At 29.0% G+C, this 17,618-nt stretch carries 13 protein-coding genes; 7 read left to right on the plus strand and 6 right to left on the minus strand.

Annotated elements, in window-relative coordinates; translation table 11 throughout:
* Position 1: 1 nt before the first annotated feature.
* The 3 genes from BW723_RS13645 to clpB form a co-directional block, all read right to left on the minus strand.
* Positions 2 to 505: a SixA phosphatase family protein gene (locus BW723_RS13645; RefSeq protein ID WP_068359998.1), complete on the minus strand. Its 504-nt coding sequence runs from the start codon at positions 503 to 505 to the stop codon at positions 2 to 4.
* Positions 506 to 592: 87 nt separating this feature from the next.
* A complete protein-coding gene (locus BW723_RS13650) occupies positions 593 to 1,021 on the minus strand; it encodes an Hsp20/alpha crystallin family protein (RefSeq protein ID WP_068359996.1) in 429 nt (142 codons plus the stop codon).
* Between the two features lie 209 nt (positions 1,022 to 1,230).
* Positions 1,231 to 3,837, minus strand: coding sequence for an ATP-dependent chaperone ClpB (gene clpB / locus BW723_RS13655; protein ID WP_068359994.1), 2,607 nt, complete (start codon positions 3,835 to 3,837; stop codon positions 1,231 to 1,233).
* A 193-nt stretch (positions 3,838 to 4,030) separates the two neighbouring features.
* Here clpB and ytxJ point away from each other — a divergent pair, with 193 nt between their 5' ends.
* From ytxJ to BW723_RS13685, 6 genes are all read left to right on the plus strand, one after another.
* Positions 4,031 to 4,432, plus strand: a complete 402-nt coding sequence (ytxJ, locus tag BW723_RS13660) for a bacillithiol system redox-active protein YtxJ (RefSeq protein ID WP_068359993.1) — start codon at positions 4,031 to 4,033, stop codon at positions 4,430 to 4,432.
* A 60-nt stretch (positions 4,433 to 4,492) separates the two neighbouring features.
* Positions 4,493 to 6,043, plus strand: coding sequence for a DEAD/DEAH box helicase (locus BW723_RS13665; protein WP_068359991.1), 1,551 nt, complete (start codon positions 4,493 to 4,495; stop codon positions 6,041 to 6,043).
* Between the two features lie 484 nt (positions 6,044 to 6,527).
* On the plus strand, positions 6,528 to 7,943 hold the full coding sequence (locus tag BW723_RS13670) for a type III PLP-dependent enzyme domain-containing protein (protein ID WP_068359989.1): 1,416 nt from the start codon (positions 6,528 to 6,530) through the stop codon (positions 7,941 to 7,943).
* Positions 7,944 to 7,997: 54 nt separating this feature from the next.
* A complete protein-coding gene (gene speB, locus BW723_RS13675) occupies positions 7,998 to 8,942 on the plus strand; it encodes an agmatinase (protein WP_068359988.1) in 945 nt (314 codons plus the stop codon).
* The gene (locus tag BW723_RS13680) at positions 8,932 to 9,909 is read left to right on the plus strand and encodes a deoxyhypusine synthase family protein (protein WP_175335405.1); all 978 of its coding nucleotides are present in this window, start codon (positions 8,932 to 8,934) and stop codon (positions 9,907 to 9,909) included. Before speB ends, BW723_RS13680 begins: the two co-directional genes overlap by 11 nt.
* Before the next feature lie 5 nt (positions 9,910 to 9,914).
* Positions 9,915 to 10,193, plus strand: a complete 279-nt coding sequence (locus BW723_RS13685; RefSeq protein WP_068359986.1) for a hypothetical protein — start codon at positions 9,915 to 9,917, stop codon at positions 10,191 to 10,193.
* Positions 10,194 to 10,247: 54 nt separating this feature from the next.
* On the opposite strand, the gene BW723_RS13690 is transcribed toward BW723_RS13685, so the two are convergent.
* Positions 10,248 to 11,771 carry a carbon-nitrogen hydrolase family protein gene (locus BW723_RS13690; protein ID WP_068359984.1) on the minus strand — a complete coding sequence of 508 codons (1,524 nt, stop codon included), beginning with the start codon at positions 11,769 to 11,771 and terminating at the stop codon, positions 10,248 to 10,250.
* Between the two features lie 157 nt (positions 11,772 to 11,928).
* The gene (locus BW723_RS18045) at positions 11,929 to 12,165 is read right to left on the minus strand and encodes a hypothetical protein (protein WP_068359982.1); all 237 of its coding nucleotides are present in this window, start codon (positions 12,163 to 12,165) and stop codon (positions 11,929 to 11,931) included.
* Between the two features lie 395 nt (positions 12,166 to 12,560).
* Between BW723_RS18045 and BW723_RS13700 the strand changes: the two genes are divergently transcribed.
* Positions 12,561 to 16,082 carry a discoidin domain-containing protein gene (locus BW723_RS13700; protein WP_162274041.1) on the plus strand — a complete coding sequence of 1,174 codons (3,522 nt, stop codon included), beginning with the start codon at positions 12,561 to 12,563 and terminating at the stop codon, positions 16,080 to 16,082.
* Positions 16,083 to 16,296: 214 nt separating this feature from the next.
* On the opposite strand, the gene fahA is transcribed toward BW723_RS13700, so the two are convergent.
* Positions 16,297 to 17,574, minus strand: coding sequence for a fumarylacetoacetase (fahA, locus tag BW723_RS13705; RefSeq protein WP_068359978.1), 1,278 nt, complete (start codon positions 17,572 to 17,574; stop codon positions 16,297 to 16,299).
* Between the last annotated feature and the right edge of the window lie 44 nt (positions 17,575 to 17,618).

Below are 17,618 nucleotides of genomic sequence, written 5' to 3' on the forward strand. Positions count from 1 at the left end.
ACTAATTATTTTCTACTTTTTCAATTTTTGATTCTTTTTCATTGCCTTTTACAGTTACAATAAATAGACTTCCATTGTCATTATCATCCATATCTTGATAAATTTCTTCACCTAAAATTTTATTTGCTAAATGAGGAGTTGTGTTACTGTGCCCAACAACTAAAACAGTTTTTCCTAGCGTTTCTGCTTGAAAAACAGAATCGAACATTTTACTGGGATTATAATATTTTATTTCTAATCCTTTTGTTTTTGCAGTAGGTGTTGCAGTTTCTACAGTTCTAAAATATTTAGTAGAATAGACAGCATCAAATTTAATGTCTTTAAAATATGCAGCCCATTTCTGAGCTCTTTTTTCGCCTTCAAAATTTAAATGCGGATTCGCATTCATCATATTAGATCTATCTTTTTCTGAATGACGGATTAAATAATAAGAAGTTTTTTTATCTGAAGTACAAGAACTTAAAAAGCTAAAAGCAAATACAAATAGTAGAATATAATTTTTCATTAGGTTTGGTTTAAAGAACGAATATAGTTAAAAAAGAAAAAGCGATGTTTTAAACATCGCTTTTTATAGAAACCTTACTAAATCATTTTACAACACTTCAATTAATTTTATAGGTTTTGGTTTTGCTTCTTCTAATTTAGGAATGGTAATTTTTAACTCACCATTTTTGTAAGTAGCACTAATTTCATCGCTATTTACAACACCTTTTGGTAGTGTAAAACTTCTTTTAAAAGACAAATAACTATATTCTTTTCGAGTATAATTTTCATCAGAAGTATCATTATTGATGGTTTTTTCTGATGAAATTGTTAAAATTTCATTGTCTAAATCAATTTTAAAATCTTCTTTTTCCATTCCAGGAACTGCAACATCCACAAGAAATTCATTTTCATTTTCTTTAATGTTTACAGCTGGTAATGTTGTGTTTGTGTCAGAAAAATTTGATGTAGACCAATCTCTAAAAAAATCGTTAAACACATTTGGTAAAACTGGAAAATCTTTACTTTTTAATAACATAATTTTACATTTTTAAGTTGAACATTAATTTTTATAACAATCTTTGTAAAACAAAAAAAATGCCATCTTATAAAAGTGACATTTTTTCAGTTTTTAAAAATACATTTTGACAGTTACTTTGTTAATCATTAGTGTTTTATGTAAAAAAAAAGCGATGTTTATTATAACAACGCTTTTTCCAAACTCCCCTTAAATACTTCAATTAATTATTAATTTACAACCAAATCAGATTGATTTCTAAATACTAACTCATCATCAAAAGCATCTAATAGAATAATACTATCTGTGGTAACTTTACCTGATAAAATTTCTTTAGATAGCTGATTTAAAACTTCTTTCTGAATCACTCTTTTTACAGGTCTTGCACCAAATTCTGGCTGATATCCTTTCTTAGCTAAATAAGTAATTGCTTCATCAGTAGCATCTAAAGTTATTTCTTGTTTACCAATCATTTTCTTTAAATGTTCTATTTGTAGTTTTACAATTTCAAATATATCTGACTGATTTAATGGTGTAAACATAATTACATCATCAATTCTGTTTAAAAATTCAGGTCTTACAGATTGTTTTAATAATCCTAAAACTTCAATTTTTGCCAATTCTGTTACCGCTTCTAAATCTGCTTTTGGATCTGCAAATTTCTCTTGAATTATATGGCTTCCCATATTAGAAGTCATAATAATAATTGTGTTTTTAAAATCTGCAACACGTCCTTTGTTATCTGTTAATCTACCTTCGTCTAATACTTGTAATAGAATATTAAAAGTATCTGGATGCGCTTTTTCAATTTCATCTAAAAGCACTACAGAATAAGGTCTTCTTCTTACAGCTTCTGTTAATTGTCCGCCTTCATCATAACCCACATATCCTGGAGGCGCACCAACTAGTCTACTTACAGAATGACGTTCTTGATATTCACTCATATCAATACGAGTCATAGCATTTTCATCATCAAATAAATATTCTGCTAAGGCTTTTGCTAATTCTGTTTTTCCTACACCTGTAGTTCCTAAAAATAAGAAACTACCAATGGGTTTATTAGGATTTTGTAAACCAGCTCTAGAACGTCTTACAGCATCAGAAACAGCAACGATTGCTTCTTCTTGCCCTACAACTCTTTTGTGCAATTGGTTTTCTAAAAACAATAATTTTTCACGTTCAGATTGTATCATTTTAGTAACAGGAATTCCTGTCCATTTTGCAACAACTTCAGCAATATCATCTAAAGTAACTTCTTCTTTAATTAAAGATTTTTCAGACTGATTTTCTTGCAAATTTTTCTGTAAAACTTCTAAATCTTCTTGTGCTTTTTTAATTTTCCCATAACGTAACTCTGCAACCAATCCATAATTTCCTTCACGTTCTGCTTTTTCAGCTTCAATCTTAAAGCTTTCAATATCCATTTTTGCATTCTGAATATTGTCTACAACTTCTTTTTCAGACTTCCATTTTGCGTTAATTTCGTTACGTTCTTCTTTTAAATTGGCTAAATCAGAACGCAAAGACTTTAGTTTTACTTCATCTTTTTCACGTTTAATCGCTTCAATTTCAATTTCCAACTGCATTATTTTACGATCTAAAACATCTAATTCTTCTGGTTTAGAATTGATTTCCATACGTAATTTTGATGCAGCTTCATCCATTAAATCGATGGCTTTATCTGGTAAAAAACGATTGGTAATATAACGTTGTGACAATTCTACAGCGCCAATAATAGCTTCATCTTTAATACGAACTTTATGGTGAGTTTCGTACTTTTCTTTAATTCCTCTAAGAATAGAAATGGCACTTTCTGTATCTGGTTCATCAACTATAACCTTTTGAAAACGTCTTTCTAATGCTTTGTCTTTTTCAAAATATTTTTGATATTCATCTAGAGTAGTTGCACCAATTGCACGCAATTCTCCACGCGCCAAAGCAGGTTTTAAAATGTTTGCAGCATCCATTGCACCTTGTCCACCTCCAGCACCAACAAGAGTATGAATTTCATCAATAAAAAGTACAATATCACCATCAGAAGTGGTAACTTCTTTGATAACTGCTTTTAAACGCTCTTCAAACTCACCTTTGTATTTTGCACCAGCAATTAATGCACCCATATCTAAAGAAAAAATTAATTTATCTTTTAGGTTTTCAGGTACATCACCATCAACAATTCTATGAGCTAAACCTTCTGCAATTGCTGTTTTACCTGTACCAGGTTCTCCAACCAAAATTGGATTGTTTTTTGTTCTACGTGATAAGATTTGTAACAATCTACGTATTTCTTCATCTCTACCAATTACAGGATCTAATTTGCCATCTTGTGCTAATTGATTTAAGTTTTTAGCAAACTTGTTTAAAGAATTGTAAGTTTCTTCTTGAGATTGAGAGGTTACTCTTTCTCCTTTTCTTAATTCATCAATAGCAGCTTTTAAGTGCTTTTCTGTAACTCCCTGATCTTTTAAAACTTGGGCAATATTACTTTTCGATTTAAAAATTGCTAAGATTAAATGTTCAATTGAAACATAATCATCTTTCATATTTTTAGCGATGATTGATGCTTCGTTTAAACTTTTACCAGCTTCTCTAGAAAGCATTAATTCTGCTCCAGAAACTTTAGGTAAACTTTCTAATTGTTTGTCTAAAATTTGAGTAACTACATCAATATTGATATTTAATTTCTTCAATAAAAAAGGCAATACATTTTCATCAACTTGTGTTAAGGCTTTAAAAATGTGCTCATTTTCTATTTGATTATGACCAAAACTTTGCGCAATTTGCTGCGCCATTTGTATGGTTTCTTGCGATTTTGTTGTATAATTATTAAAGTTCATTTTTTGTAATTTTTTTAAACAATGGTTTTTAACTCATTGTGATTATTTTCTTTTTTCAATGGATAAATAACAATTTTAGTACCATTACATAATTCTCTTTAATATAAGTCAAAATGTCTGTAAAACCTAATAAATACTGACTTTTTGGCTGATTAAAGTTTAGTATCTTTGTACTTATAAAAGAAAAAAAGGAATGGGAATATTCGATAATTTATTTGGAGGAAAAGATGATGAAAAATCAAAAAATGTAAAAGAAACATTTTTAAACTGGCTTCCTTTAACTTCTTTAGATCAGTTAGAAGAAATAAAAAAACAATCTGAAACTGAATCTATTTTAATTTTTAAACATTCTACAAGATGCGGAATTAGTAGTATGGTTATAAAACAATTTGAAAAACTTTTCAAAGAAGAGCATAAAAACCTAAAAGTGTATTATTTAGATTTGTTAAGTTACAGAAATATTTCTGATGAAATAGGTTATCAATTTCAGGTAATGCACCAATCACCACAGCTTTTAGTGATTAAAAATGGAGTTTCTGTACACAATGCTTCTCATTATGATATTACTTTAACTGATTTATCAAGATTTATCTAACATAAACTTGCATTAAACCTTATTTAAATCTTATTTTTGTTTTTTTAAATTTTTATACGTTTGGCAGAAATAAATATTTCAAATAAGGTTGTAGGGAAAGAATTATATGGATATCAAAAAGATGCACTTCGTGAAATCTTTGATAGATTTGAGAATGCACCTAAAGATTATCATTTATTATATCAACTACCAACTGGTGGTGGAAAAACAGTTATATTTTCTGAAATTGTAAGACGTTATATCGCAAATTTTAAAAAGAAAGTTTTGGTTTTAACTCACAGAATTGAGTTAAGTAAACAAACTTCTAAAATGCTAAAAGAGTTTGGAGTTAGCAATAAAATAATAAACTCTACTGCAAAATTAGATGATCAGCACGATTTTGATTGCTTTGTTGCAATGGTCGAAACTCTAAAAAATCGATTAAATGATGATAAACTAGATATTTCAGATATTGGTTTGGTAATTGTTGATGAGGCACATTATAATTCATTTACAAAAATATTTAAGTTTTTTGATCAATCTTTTATACTAGGAGTTACTGCAACTCCTTTAAGCTCAAACATTAAATTACCAATGTATGAGAACTATCAAGAGTTATTTGTGGGTGAATCTATTCAAGATTTAATTGATAATAATTACTTAGCAAAAGCAAATATGTACTCTTATAATGTAGGGTTAACCTCATTAGAAGTTGGTGCAAATGGAGATTATACTGTAAAATCATCCGAAGATCTGTATACAAATACAGATATGCTTACCAAATTAGTTTCTGCTTACGAAGAAACAGCAAAAGGTAAAAAAACATTAATATTCAATAACGGTATTAATACTTCAATTCAGGTTTTTCACGCATTTAAAAAAGCAGGTTATCCAATTGCACATTTAGATAATACCAATACTAAAAAAGAAAGAGAATTAATTTTAAGATGGTTTCATAAAACACCAAATGCAATAATTACTTCTGTAAGTATTTTAACAACTGGCTTTGATGAGCCTAGTATTGAGGCAATTATCTTAAATAGAGCAACCAAATCATTAACACTTTATTATCAAATGATTGGGCGTGGTTCTCGTATTTTTAAGAATAAAAGTACTTTTGATGTTGTTGATTTAGGAAACAATTTTTATAGATTTGGACCTTGGGGAGCTGATTTAGACTGGCAAAAAATGTTTAGAGCGCCAGATTATTATTTAAATGCTATTTTATCTGATGAAGAAATAGAAAGTACATTTAGATATGAGTTACCTGCGGATGTGAAAAAAGAATTTGCAAATTCGAAAGACACTTATTTTGATATGAAGGCTATTTATATTGATACAATTCGTTCTGGTGAATCTTCAAAAAGAGTTTTAGAAAAATCGATAGTACATCACGCAAAAATGTGTATCGAAAATAGTGAAGATGTTTTTGATGCTTTAATTTTAGCAAAAATGCTAGGAGAGGAGATTGATGATAGAATTAATAGGTATGCAAAATGTATTTCTAAAAGTACACACAACTTTGTAACCTGGTTAAAAGACGATTATCGAAAGAAATTAAACACTTACTTACGAGAAAATTTTGATCGAGATTTTGAAAAAATCTTTGGTCATCCACCAATTGAAGAATAAAATAATTTTATAAAAACGCTGATTAGTCAGCGTTTTTTTGGGTTAAAAGTTTCTTTTTGATAAGAATTTTAGCCAAATTAGACTTAAAATTTAGCTTCCTAAGGTTTTGAAAGTGTTGATTTTAAAGGGAAAAGTAAAAAAATGATTTTTTTTTTACTTTTTTTTTGATTTTGTTTTTTGTATTAAAAAATAAATTACATTTGATAAGCTTTTTTAAGTCGAATGTTACGTTTAACTTATTTCGGAAATGATTTTTTACAGGAGATGATAAAAGATCAGAAGGCATTTTGGAAATGCGACGAAAAAATTAAGGTTTCTCCATTAACTTACATTATAATTCTGCTGCTTATTTCTAAGCTGCATGTAGTTTACTTGCAAATATTACAGTGATAAATATCCTTTTACTAGGGTTATAATTTCTATGCTAAAATATTGATATGTTTTAGTTTGGGTGGATTTATCGTACAATTAATTTAAAATACAAGTGAATACAAAATATATAGATTTAATCGAACAAACGTTCGATTTTCCTCAAGAGGAATTCAAAACAGAAAATAATAAACTGTTTTGGCACGGAATTAACTTAATGGAATTGGCTGCAAAATACGGAGCTCCGTTAAAGTTTACCTATTTACCAAAAATTTCAGAAAACATCAACAAAGCAAAAGGTTGGTTTAAAAACAGTATCGAAAAACATAATTATAAAGGCGAATATTTTTATAGTTATTGCACAAAAAGTTCACACTTTAAACACGTTTTAAATGAAGCTTTAAAAAACGATATTCATATAGAAACTTCGTCTGCTTTTGATATTGATATTGTAAACAATCTTAAAAAAGAAGGAAAAATAAAAGATTCCACTTTTGTTATTTGTAACGGATTTAAAAGAGATCAATACATTAAAAATATTGGTGGTCTAATCAATTCTGGTCATAAAAATGTAATCCCGATTATAGACAATTACGAAGAGTTAAACCTTTTATTAGATGAAACTGATAAAAAACTAAATGTAGGTATCAGAATTGCATCCGAAGAAGAACCAAAATTTGAGTTTTATACTTCTAGATTGGGAATTGGCTATAAAAATATTGTTTCGTTTTACGAGCGTGAAATTGCAGGCAATAAACAGGTAGATTTAAAAATGTTGCACTTTTTTATCAATACTGGTATCAAAGACAACGCATATTATTGGAACGAGTTGATGAAATGTTTAAACGTTTACATCAATCTAAAAAAAGTATGCCCAAGTTTAGATAGTTTAAATATTGGTGGTGGTTTTCCTATAAAAAACTCTTTGGGTTTTGAGTATGATTATGAATATATGATCGATGAAATTATCAATCAAATTAAACAAGCTTGTGATGAAGCTGGTGTAGATGTACCTCATGTTTTTACAGAATTTGGTAGCTTTACTGTTGGCGAATCTGGTGCAGCCATATATGAAGTTTTATATCAGAAAAAACAAAATGATAGAGAACGATGGAATATGATTAACTCATCTTTCATAACAACTTTACCAGATTCTTGGGCTATTAACAAACGATTTATAATGTTGCCCATTAATAAATGGAACAGACAATACGAACGTGTTTTATTAGGAGGATTAACTTGTGATAGCGATGATTATTACAACTCAGAACAACATATAAACGGAATTTATTTGCCTGTTTACGAGAAAGAAAATCCGTTGTATATCGGTTTTTTTAATACAGGTGCATATCAAGAATCTGTGGGTGGTTTTGGCGGTTTACAACACTGTTTAATTCCGCATCCAAAACATTTAATTATTGATAGAGATGAAGACGGAAACTTAGTTACTAGAATATTTAAAGAACAACAAAAAAGTAGCGAATTGCTTTCAATACTAGGTTATGGCAACACTTTTGAAAGCGAAATTTAATCAAAAAAACTAATAACAGAAGAAGTTTTATAGAAAACTTCAAAATAAAATAAAATGAATACGAGTAAAACATTTGCAGGAATTCCACAAGAATATGGAAACCTGTCAACATCTAAAATTGTAGTAATTCCTGTTCCTTATGATGGAACAAGCACTTGGCAAAAAGGAGCAGATAAAGGCCCAAAAGCTTTTTTAGAAGCCTCAGAAAATATGGAATTGTATGATATAGAAACAGATTCTGAAGTATATAAAGAAGGTGTTTTTTTAGCAGATGCTATTACAGAAAATGCATCTCCAGAAGCAATGGTAGAAGAAGTACATCAAATTACAAAAAAATATATCAATAAAAATAAATTTGTAACTGTTTTTGGTGGCGAACATTCTATTTCTATTGGTACCATTAGAGCGTTTAATGAGTGTTTTAATAATTTAACTGTATTGCATATAGATGCGCATGCAGATTTAAGAAAAGAATACGATGGTTCTTCTTGCAATCATGCTTGTGCGGTTTACGAAGCTAATTCTACCACAAATTTAATACAAGTAGGGATTAGAAGTATGGATATTTCTGAAAAAAGAGAAATGAATCTTGATAAAGTGTTCTTTGCACATGATATGGCTGTAAATGAAGATTGGATGGAAGATGTAATAGATCAATTAACAGATAATGTTTTTATAACTTTTGATTTGGATGCGTTAGACCCTTCTATTATGCCATCTACAGGTACACCAGAACCTGGCGGATTATTTTACTATGAAACTTTAGAGTTTTTAAAAGAAGTTTTTGAGCGTAAAAACGTAGTTGGTTTTGATATGGTAGAACTATGCCCAAATGCCAATGAAAAATCATCAGATTTTTTAGCAGCTAAATTGTTTTATAAAATGTTAAGCTACAAATTTGTTTCTGATGATGATTCTTATGATAATGGAGATGATGATACAGACTCGAACCCTTTTAACAAATTGTCTAAATTTAAAAATGACGAAGATGAGTATTAATCAAAAACCAATATCAGAATTTATAGAAAAATACTTTTTACATTTTAATGCAGCTTCTTTGGTAGATGCTGCAAAAGGGTATGAAGAGCAATTAAATAAAGGTGCTAAAATGTTAGTTTCTTTAGCGGGTGCTATGAGTACGGCTGAATTAGGAAAAATTTTTGCAGAAATGATTCGCCAAGATAAAGTACAAATTATTTCTTGTACCGGAGCTAATTTAGAAGAAGATATTATGAATTTGGTAGCACATTCTCATTACAAACGTGTGCCAAATTACAGAGATTTAACACCACAAGACGAGTGGGATTTATTAGAAAAAGGTTTAAACAGAGTTACAGATACTTGTATACCAGAAGAAGAAGCTTTTAGAAGAATACAAGAACATATTGTAAAAATATGGAAAGATGCCGAAGCAAATGGAGAACGTTTTTTACCACATGAATACATGTATAAATTATTACTTTCTGGTGTGTTAGAAGAATATTATGAGATTGATTTAAAAGATTCTTGGATGTATGCTGCTGCTGAAAAAAACTTGCCAATTATTTGTCCTGGTTGGGAAGATTCTACAATGGGTAATATTTTTGCTTCTTACGTTTTAAAAGGAGAATTAAAAGCTTCTACTATGAAATCAGGAATTGAGTATATGACATTTTTAGCAGATTGGTATACGGAAAATTCTAATAACGGAATTGGTTTCTTTCAAATAGGAGGTGGTATTGCAGGAGATTTTCCTATTTGTGTTGTACCGATGTTGTATCAAGATATGGAAAGACCAGAAACGCCTTTTTGGAGTTATTTTTGTCAGATTTCAGATTCTACAACAAGTTATGGCTCGTATTCTGGAGCAGTACCAAATGAAAAAATTACTTGGGGTAAATTAGATATAAATACACCAAAGTTTATTATTGAAAGTGATGCAACTATTGTAGCGCCTTTAATATTTGCTTATTTATTAGAAATGTAATTATTATGAACAGAGTAATTGTAGACTACGTAAAACTTACTACAGACATATTAGATATGTTGGTAGAAAAATATCCTGATGGATATGATTATTCAGATATAATTTCCTTTAAAAATGCTAAAGGAGAAACCATAAAAGCTGTAGAAGTAAGAACTGAAACTACTATTTATTTAGTAAAAATTAGTTCTAAATTAGAGCAAACTATGGAAGACTACGCAGAAGATGAAGATTCTTTTGATGAAGATGAAGATCTAAATCTAGATGATTTAGAAGATGATATATAATTAAAACAAAAAGAGCTCCTAATTTAGGAGCTCTTTTAATTTATAGGCTTTTTACTATTTCTTGCGTAACTCAAAAATATCTTTTCTTCTATCTTTTAAGTTTCTAACAGAACCAAACTTATTTAAATCTTTTAATAAATCTAAATCTACATCAGCAATTAAAATCATTTCTGTATTTGTTGTTGCTTCTGCTTTTATTCCATTTGCAGGAAATGAAAAATCACAAGGTGTAAAAACCATAGATTGAGCGTATTGAATATCCATATTATTTACTTTAGGTAAATTACCAACACTTCCAGCAATAGCAACATAACATTCATTTTCTATAGCTCTTGCTTGTGCACAATGACGTACTCTAGAATATCCATTTTGTGTATCTGTTAAAAACGGAATAAATAAAATATCCATTCCCTCATCTGCCAATAATCTGCTTAATTCTGGAAACTCAGAATCGTAACAAATTAAAACACCAATTTTACCACAATCTGTATCAAAAGTTTTTAATTCATTTCCGCCTTGCATTCCCCAAACTTTTGCTTCATCTGGCGTAACATGTAATTTTTCATAGCGGTCTGATGAGCCATCTCTTTTACAGATATAACCAACATTATACAACAAACCATCTTTAATTTCTGGCATGCTACCAGTAATAATATTAATGTTATAGCTAATTGCTAATTCAGAAAATTTTTGAACAATTTGAGGCGTATATTTAGCTAATTCTCTAATGGCTTTCGATTCTGGCAAGTGATTATTATCTGCTATTAAAGGCGCATTAAAAAATTCTGGAAACAAAGCAAAATCTGAACGATATGCAGAAACAGCATCTACAAAATATTCTGCTTGTTGCATTAGTTCTTCTAGATTTTTGTACAAGCGCATTTGCCATTGAATTAAACCTAAACGAACAACTTTTTTATTACTAGCTGCTTTTTTAGATTTTTTCTCATAATAAATATTGTCCCACTCTAATAAAACAGCAAATTCACCAGAATTTTCATCACCTTTTAAATACCCTTTTAAGATTTTCGAAGGATGAAAATCGTTAGAAATTTGAAAGTTTAAAACAGGATCATGAATTTCTTTACGTTTTACTTTTTCTATATATTCTTTAGGTGATAAATTAGCGGCATATTTATGATAATTAGGAATTCTGCCACCAAAAGCAATTCCTCTTAAGTTTAATTTTTCAGTAAGTTCTTTTCTATAATCATACAATCTTCTTCCTAAACGCAAACCTCTGTATTCAGATTTAATAAATACATCAATTCCGTATAAAACATCTCCATCTTCATTATGAGTATCAAAAGTAAAAGCACCTGTAATTTCTTTATACGTATGCTGATCATCAAAACTATCATAATCTAAAATAATAGAAAGGGCACAACCAGCCAATTCTCCATTAATTTTAATAACAATTTGCCCTTCAGGAAATTTATCTATTAAGGCTTTGATTTGATCTTCTTTCCAGTAAGAATCTGGCATACTCGAATATGCCTCAATCATGGCTTCTTTTAACTGTTTATAGTCATTTAAAGTTAAATAATGAAGCTCGATGTTTTCTATATTTTGTATCATTTTAATTGTAATGGTTTTTTAAAATAGACCATTTTATTATAACAAAATTAGATAAAAAAACAATTAGTTTTCATAGATAATAACACATTTAAAAATTTTTCAATAAAAATAATAATCGTCTATTTAGTTGGTAATCAATCAAAAAAAAAGTTGATAATTAAATTTCTTTTTTATGCCCAATAAAATGTTCTATTGTTTTATAAATACCTAATAAGTTTTCCGCAAACCAATCAAACATATTTATAGACATAATTGCTTGTCCAAATCGGGTAACTCTGTAAATGTAACCTGGTATGGTAACCATCCGTTTATTTTTCTCTATAGATTTTACAATTGTTAGTGCAGCAACTTCTGGTTTTAGAATAGGAATTTTAGATTTTACCCCATCAAACATACCTGTATTTATATAATAAATAGAAACATCAGCATTAAAGGCTATAATTGTTTCTTAACTAGAAATTTCTGAAACTGTTTCTTTTATTTTTTGCTCATTTATATCCCAAATAACTACACTTACGACTCTTACTAACAATTAAACAAGACATAATTTTACCTATTTGATAAACACCAACAGTTATTAGAACTCTTTTTTTTTAATTGCATAATCTTTTTTAAAACTTAAATTTAATTAACCTTAAATTAATGTAAAACCTACACCAATAAAGGCTAAGTTAAACCTAATTAATCAAAATACTAAAAAAAACAGCCTAATTAAAGCTAGATTGTTCCCCTTTAAATTTTGTTTTAATGGCTAATTTTATCAATGATAAACTTTTTTTAAATCTTATAATGAAAAAAACATCAATTAAATATCTAGTAGGATCAATCTTATTTGTAATTCTATTTTCTAGTCTTTTTTTTACTGAAAAACTATTATGGTCTGATAATTCTTTTGAAATAGAAAAAGAAAACGAAGAACACGACCCAGATGAACATCCAGAAGGAAGTATTTCTATTGAAGAAAAATTGATTAATAATAAACATGCTAAATTAGCTAGTTTAAAAGGAAATTTAAAAAAGAACGCATCAACAAATTCTAGTTATGCAGATGGTTTAATTAATGGAAATTGGTCTGAAGTTAAATTTACCACTAGCCAAAATAGTATTTATACAAGTTACGGTTATAGGGTAGATGGTTCTGTTTATGATAAAGGAAATGATATAATTTATGTTATTTCTTATGCAGGTCATTTATTTCGTGTAGATAGAGACGAGGCAAACCCTTCAAATACTCAATGGACATTATTAGATAATAAAAACAACTATAATGATGATGCAGATGATATGTATTTATATGGTATAAACTTACCAGATGGATCTTTTAGAATGATAAGATCTAGAGACAATAGTTTATTAGAATATAGTGATGATGAAGGGAGAAGTTGGAATAATGCCAATGTGCGTTATCATTGGTCTTGTCAAGATGTAGGTGTAGCAAAAACTTCTAGTGGTTTAGACAGAATTGCAACTTTTGCTTCTATAAATACAAGTACTAGAAAGCCATATTTTTCTACAGACGGAATTACATATACAGCATCTACTTTATCTTTTCCCAGAAACCAATATACAGGTCATATAGTAAAACCACTAAAATCTAAAGATATTTATTTGTTTATGCGTAATAGCTCTACAAAAAAGATGTCTATATATAAACTTGGTCCAGATGATGCCGATTATCAATTAGTACATTCACCAGATTTTGTTTTTGCTAATTTTGGAAATGTAATGGCTACAGAAATAGATGGAGTTACTCATTTTACAATAGCAGGAAATAAGCATGTGTATTATTCTTCTGATAGTGGAGAAAACTGGGTAACTAAAACAACAAATAGTGGTAACAATGCTATGAGAACTATGCATCCATCTCAACCAAATATTTTATTTTCTGGAGATACAGATTTACGTATGTCTAAAAACTTTGGTGTTTCTCATGAAGGTTTTTCTAATAGACAAGGTTGGGATATTCAACATCAAAGAATGTATGAAAAAACAGATGGAACTGTTTTTCATCTTATTGGAAATGATTTTGGAGCCTTTATGTCTTATACGCCAGAAGATAAATATACATACATTCAATTAAATAATTCTGCGCCAACACAAATGGCTTATGATGCTGCACATAGTGAAAATTATAACAAATCTTTTACAGCATTACAAGATAGAGGTGCAAGAAGTTTTCCTTTAAACTCTACAAGTACAGGTTCTGGAGAAATTAGATCTACAGATGCTTTTCGTGTAACTGTTTCAAATGAAGGAGCTTCAGTATGGGCGTGGATTTATTTTGGAACTCTTTACCATCAAGATTTTGCTGTACCAGGAGGAATAAAAACAGATTTAAATTTTACTGGTAGCTGGTGGGCTTCGCCATTAATATCGTCTTTACAAAAAGGAGAAGATGCAGTTTATGTTGCTGCTGGAGAAAAAATTAGAAAATTTACTTACAACTCTAATTCAAATAAAATAATTCAAACTGAACATAGTTATGATTTTGGAGCAAAAACAGGTAATAAAGTATCTGGTTTAGGTTTTTCTACATTAAATCGAAATAAATGGTATGTTTCTACAGAAGATGGGCAGTTTTTATATTCTAATGATAACGGACAATCTTTTGAGATTTCTGATAATTTAAAGGAGTACGCACCAAAAGCTAATACAACCGGTTGGGGTAATTGGACAAAAAACCAACAAGTAATTAGAGCTTCTAAATTAGATGAAAATACGGTTTACTTTGCAGGTGTTGGTAATAGATTTTATATTAGTAAAGACGGTGGAAATAGGTTTGAAAATTATACAACTGGTTTAAATGTTTTTCAAATTAGAGATTTTGCACTATCATCAGATGAAAAATTTATTTTTGCAGCAGCAGGTAAATCTGGACCTTGGGTATTTTCTGTAGAAAAAAACAGATGGTATTCTATGGTAGATGCTTCTGTACCAACTGTAGATTATACACATGTACAATATTTAGAAAAAACAAACACAATTGTATTTTCAACGTATGGTTCTGGTGTTTTAAAATTTAAATTAGATACTCCAGAAGATGCAATTTTAGCACCAACCGATTTAAAAGTTACTAGTAATAATGGAGAGGTTCAAATAACTTGGGTAGATAACTCTACAAATGAAACTAACTTTATTCTAGAAAGATCTATCAATAATGAGTTTGTAGAATTAGCTAGTTTAGTTAGTAATTCTGTTTCCTTTACAGATTATAACCTACCAAATAATACACTAGCTATATATAGAGTTAAAGCAATAGATACTAACAACGAATCTAAATACTCTAACTATGCTATGGCAAAATATGATGCTAATGCAGAGTTGAAAAAAGATTGGGAGCTTGTTTCTGTAACAAGTGATGAAAGTGTTAAAAACGGTAGTGCAAAAAATGCTTGGGATTCTGATATTAGTACTATGTGGCATACCCAATGGTTTAATATAACTCCATTAAAAGCTTACCCTCATGAATTAGTAATAGATATGAATAATACTGCTAGTTTTAAAGGTTTTAGTTATTTGCCAAGACAAGATGGTAATCAAAACGGAAGAATAAAAGATTATGAATTCTATGTATCTTCTGATAATGTTAATTGGAGTTTAGCAGCAAAAGGAACTTGGGAAAATACTCAAGATAGAAAAGATGTAATTTTTTCTGAAGAAGTAATTGCCAGATATATAAAACTTGTTGGTTTATCTGAAGTAAATGGTAAATCTCATGGAACTTGTGCAGAATTATCAATTTTTAAAGAAATACCTGCGCCAGCTTCACCTCATATTATACAAGGTGCAAGAATTTCAGATACACAAATTAATTTAAAATGGTTAGATTTATCTAATAATGAAAACGGTTTTAAAATTGAAGAGTATGTAAATGAAGAATTTGTAGAAGTAGCAAGTGCTTCTAAAAACGCTACAAGTTTAACATTTTCTAATACAGATAAAAGCACTTGGCATAGATATAGAATAACTGCTTATAATGACATTGGTTCAAATTATTCTGCAACTTTTGATATTAGAGGTGAAGGAGAAAACACTTTAGGTTTAGATGAAAACAAAAATATAGTTACAGATAATATTATAAATGTATATCCTAACCCATTTAAAAATCAAATTAAATTTAAGATATCTAATAACTCCAATAATTTTACAGATTGGATGATATATGATTCTATTGGTTCTTTAGTAAAAAAAGGAAAAGTTAATGAGTTTGAAAAAAATGGTATATCTACAATTAATTTTAGTTCAGGTATCTACTTTATTAAATTTAAAGGGAATATTAAAAATATAACTAAAAAAATTATTAAAAGATAAGAATATAAATAATGTAATTAATTTATAAGATTGTTAAGATCTTAATTTATTGTATTTATTTCAAAGTCAATAAAAATTGAAATAGTATTGTTTTTTAATTAGTTAAAGAATCTCTCTTGCATTAAAAAACTAACCAAACTGCTATTATATTTAACTAAATTAAAAGACCTCACGCTATGTGAGGTCTTTTTTTAATATATATAATTTTGTTAAATTATTTGGCTGGTAAAATTTTACCAACACATTCACCAAAACCAATACGTACTTTATCATTTTTACAATGAGCACGCATAATTACAGTATCGTTATCGTTTATAAATTTACGTTCCGTTCCGTCTTTTAATTTTATAGGATTTTCTCCTTTCCAAGTTAATTCTAACATAGAACCATAACTATCTTTTGTTGGACCAGAAATTGTTCCAGAACCCATCATATCTCCAGCTTCAACTGGGCAACCATTTACGGTATGATGTGCCAATTGTTGTGCCATTGTCCAGTACATATATTTAAAATTAGAATTAGAAACAACAGTTTCTTCTCCGTTTTCTGGCTGAATACCTACTTGTAAATGAATATCGTAACTTCCTTTACCTTCTTGTTTTAAGTAAGAAAGTGGTTCGTGAACTTGTTTTGGGTTGTCAACTCTAAATGGTTCTAAAGCATCTAAAGTAACAATCCAAGGAGAAATGGTTGATGCAAAACTTTTTCCTAAAAAAGGTCCTAAAGGCACGTATTCCCAAGCTTGAATGTCTCTTGCAGACCAATCATTAAATTGTACCAAACCAAAAATATATTCTTCAGCTTCTTTAATCGGAATTCTATCACCCAAAACATTAGCATCAGTAGTAATAAAAGCCATTTCTAATTCAAAATCTATTAATTTACTTGGCCCAAAACCAGGAGTATTGCTACCTTCTACAGGTTTTGTTTGTCCATAAGGTCTTCTAATTGGTGTTCCAGAAGGTATTATAGAAGAGCTTCTTCCATGATAACCAATTGGTATGTGCAACCAATTTGGTAACAATGCATTTTCTGGATCTCTAAATAAAGAACCTACATTTGTTGCGTGTTCTTTACTAGCGTAAAAATCTGTATAATCGCCAACTGCAACAGGTAAAAGCATTTCTACTTCATCCATTCTAAAAATAATTTTGTCTTTATGATCTGGGTTGTCTCTTAAACTACCGTTAGTAACATCAAAAACTTCTGCAATTCTATTGCGTACTAGTCTCCATGTTTTGCGACCATCAGCAATAAAATCATTTAAATTATCTTGTAAAAAAATATCGTCTGTTAACGGAATACCTTTAAAGTAACCTAATTGATGAAAAGCTCCTAAATCTATAGCAAAATCGCCAATTCTACTACCAATCGTTATAATATCATCTCTAGTAATAAAAACACCAAAAGGAATATTTTGAATCGGAAAATCTGATTGTTCTTTTACTTTTAACCAAGATTTTCTTTTCGGATTATTTGCAGTTATGATCATTGTACTTATTTTATTTTTATCAAACCTACATAATTTTTTATCAT

The sequence above is a fragment of the Polaribacter reichenbachii genome (assembly GCF_001975665.1).
Lineage (GTDB): Bacteria > Bacteroidota > Bacteroidia > Flavobacteriales > Flavobacteriaceae > Polaribacter > Polaribacter reichenbachii.

Excerpts from the sequence above, each read along its gene's own strand:
- BW723_RS13645 (WP_068359998.1), bottom strand. The coding sequence starts at position 505 with ATGAAAAATTATATTCTACTATTTGTATTTGCTTTTAGCTTTTTAAGT.
- BW723_RS13650 (WP_068359996.1), bottom strand. The coding sequence starts at position 1,021 with ATGTTATTAAAAAGTAAAGATTTTCCAGTTTTACCAAATGTGTTTAAC.
- clpB (WP_068359994.1), bottom strand. The coding sequence starts at position 3,837 with ATGAACTTTAATAATTATACAACAAAATCGCAAGAAACCATACAAATG.
- ytxJ (WP_068359993.1), top strand. The coding sequence starts at position 4,031 with ATGGGAATATTCGATAATTTATTTGGAGGAAAAGATGATGAAAAATCA.
- speB (WP_068359988.1), top strand. The coding sequence starts at position 7,998 with ATGAATACGAGTAAAACATTTGCAGGAATTCCACAAGAATATGGAAAC.
- BW723_RS13680 (WP_175335405.1), top strand. The coding sequence starts at position 8,932 with ATGAGTATTAATCAAAAACCAATATCAGAATTTATAGAAAAATACTTT.
- BW723_RS13685 (WP_068359986.1), top strand. The coding sequence starts at position 9,915 with ATGAACAGAGTAATTGTAGACTACGTAAAACTTACTACAGACATATTA.
- BW723_RS13690 (WP_068359984.1), bottom strand. The coding sequence starts at position 11,771 with ATGATACAAAATATAGAAAACATCGAGCTTCATTATTTAACTTTAAAT.
- BW723_RS18045 (WP_068359982.1), bottom strand. The coding sequence starts at position 12,165 with ATGTTTGATGGGGTAAAATCTAAAATTCCTATTCTAAAACCAGAAGTT.
- BW723_RS13700 (WP_162274041.1), top strand. The coding sequence starts at position 12,561 with ATGAAAAAAACATCAATTAAATATCTAGTAGGATCAATCTTATTTGTA.
- fahA (WP_068359978.1), bottom strand. The coding sequence starts at position 17,574 with ATGATCATAACTGCAAATAATCCGAAAAGAAAATCTTGGTTAAAAGTA.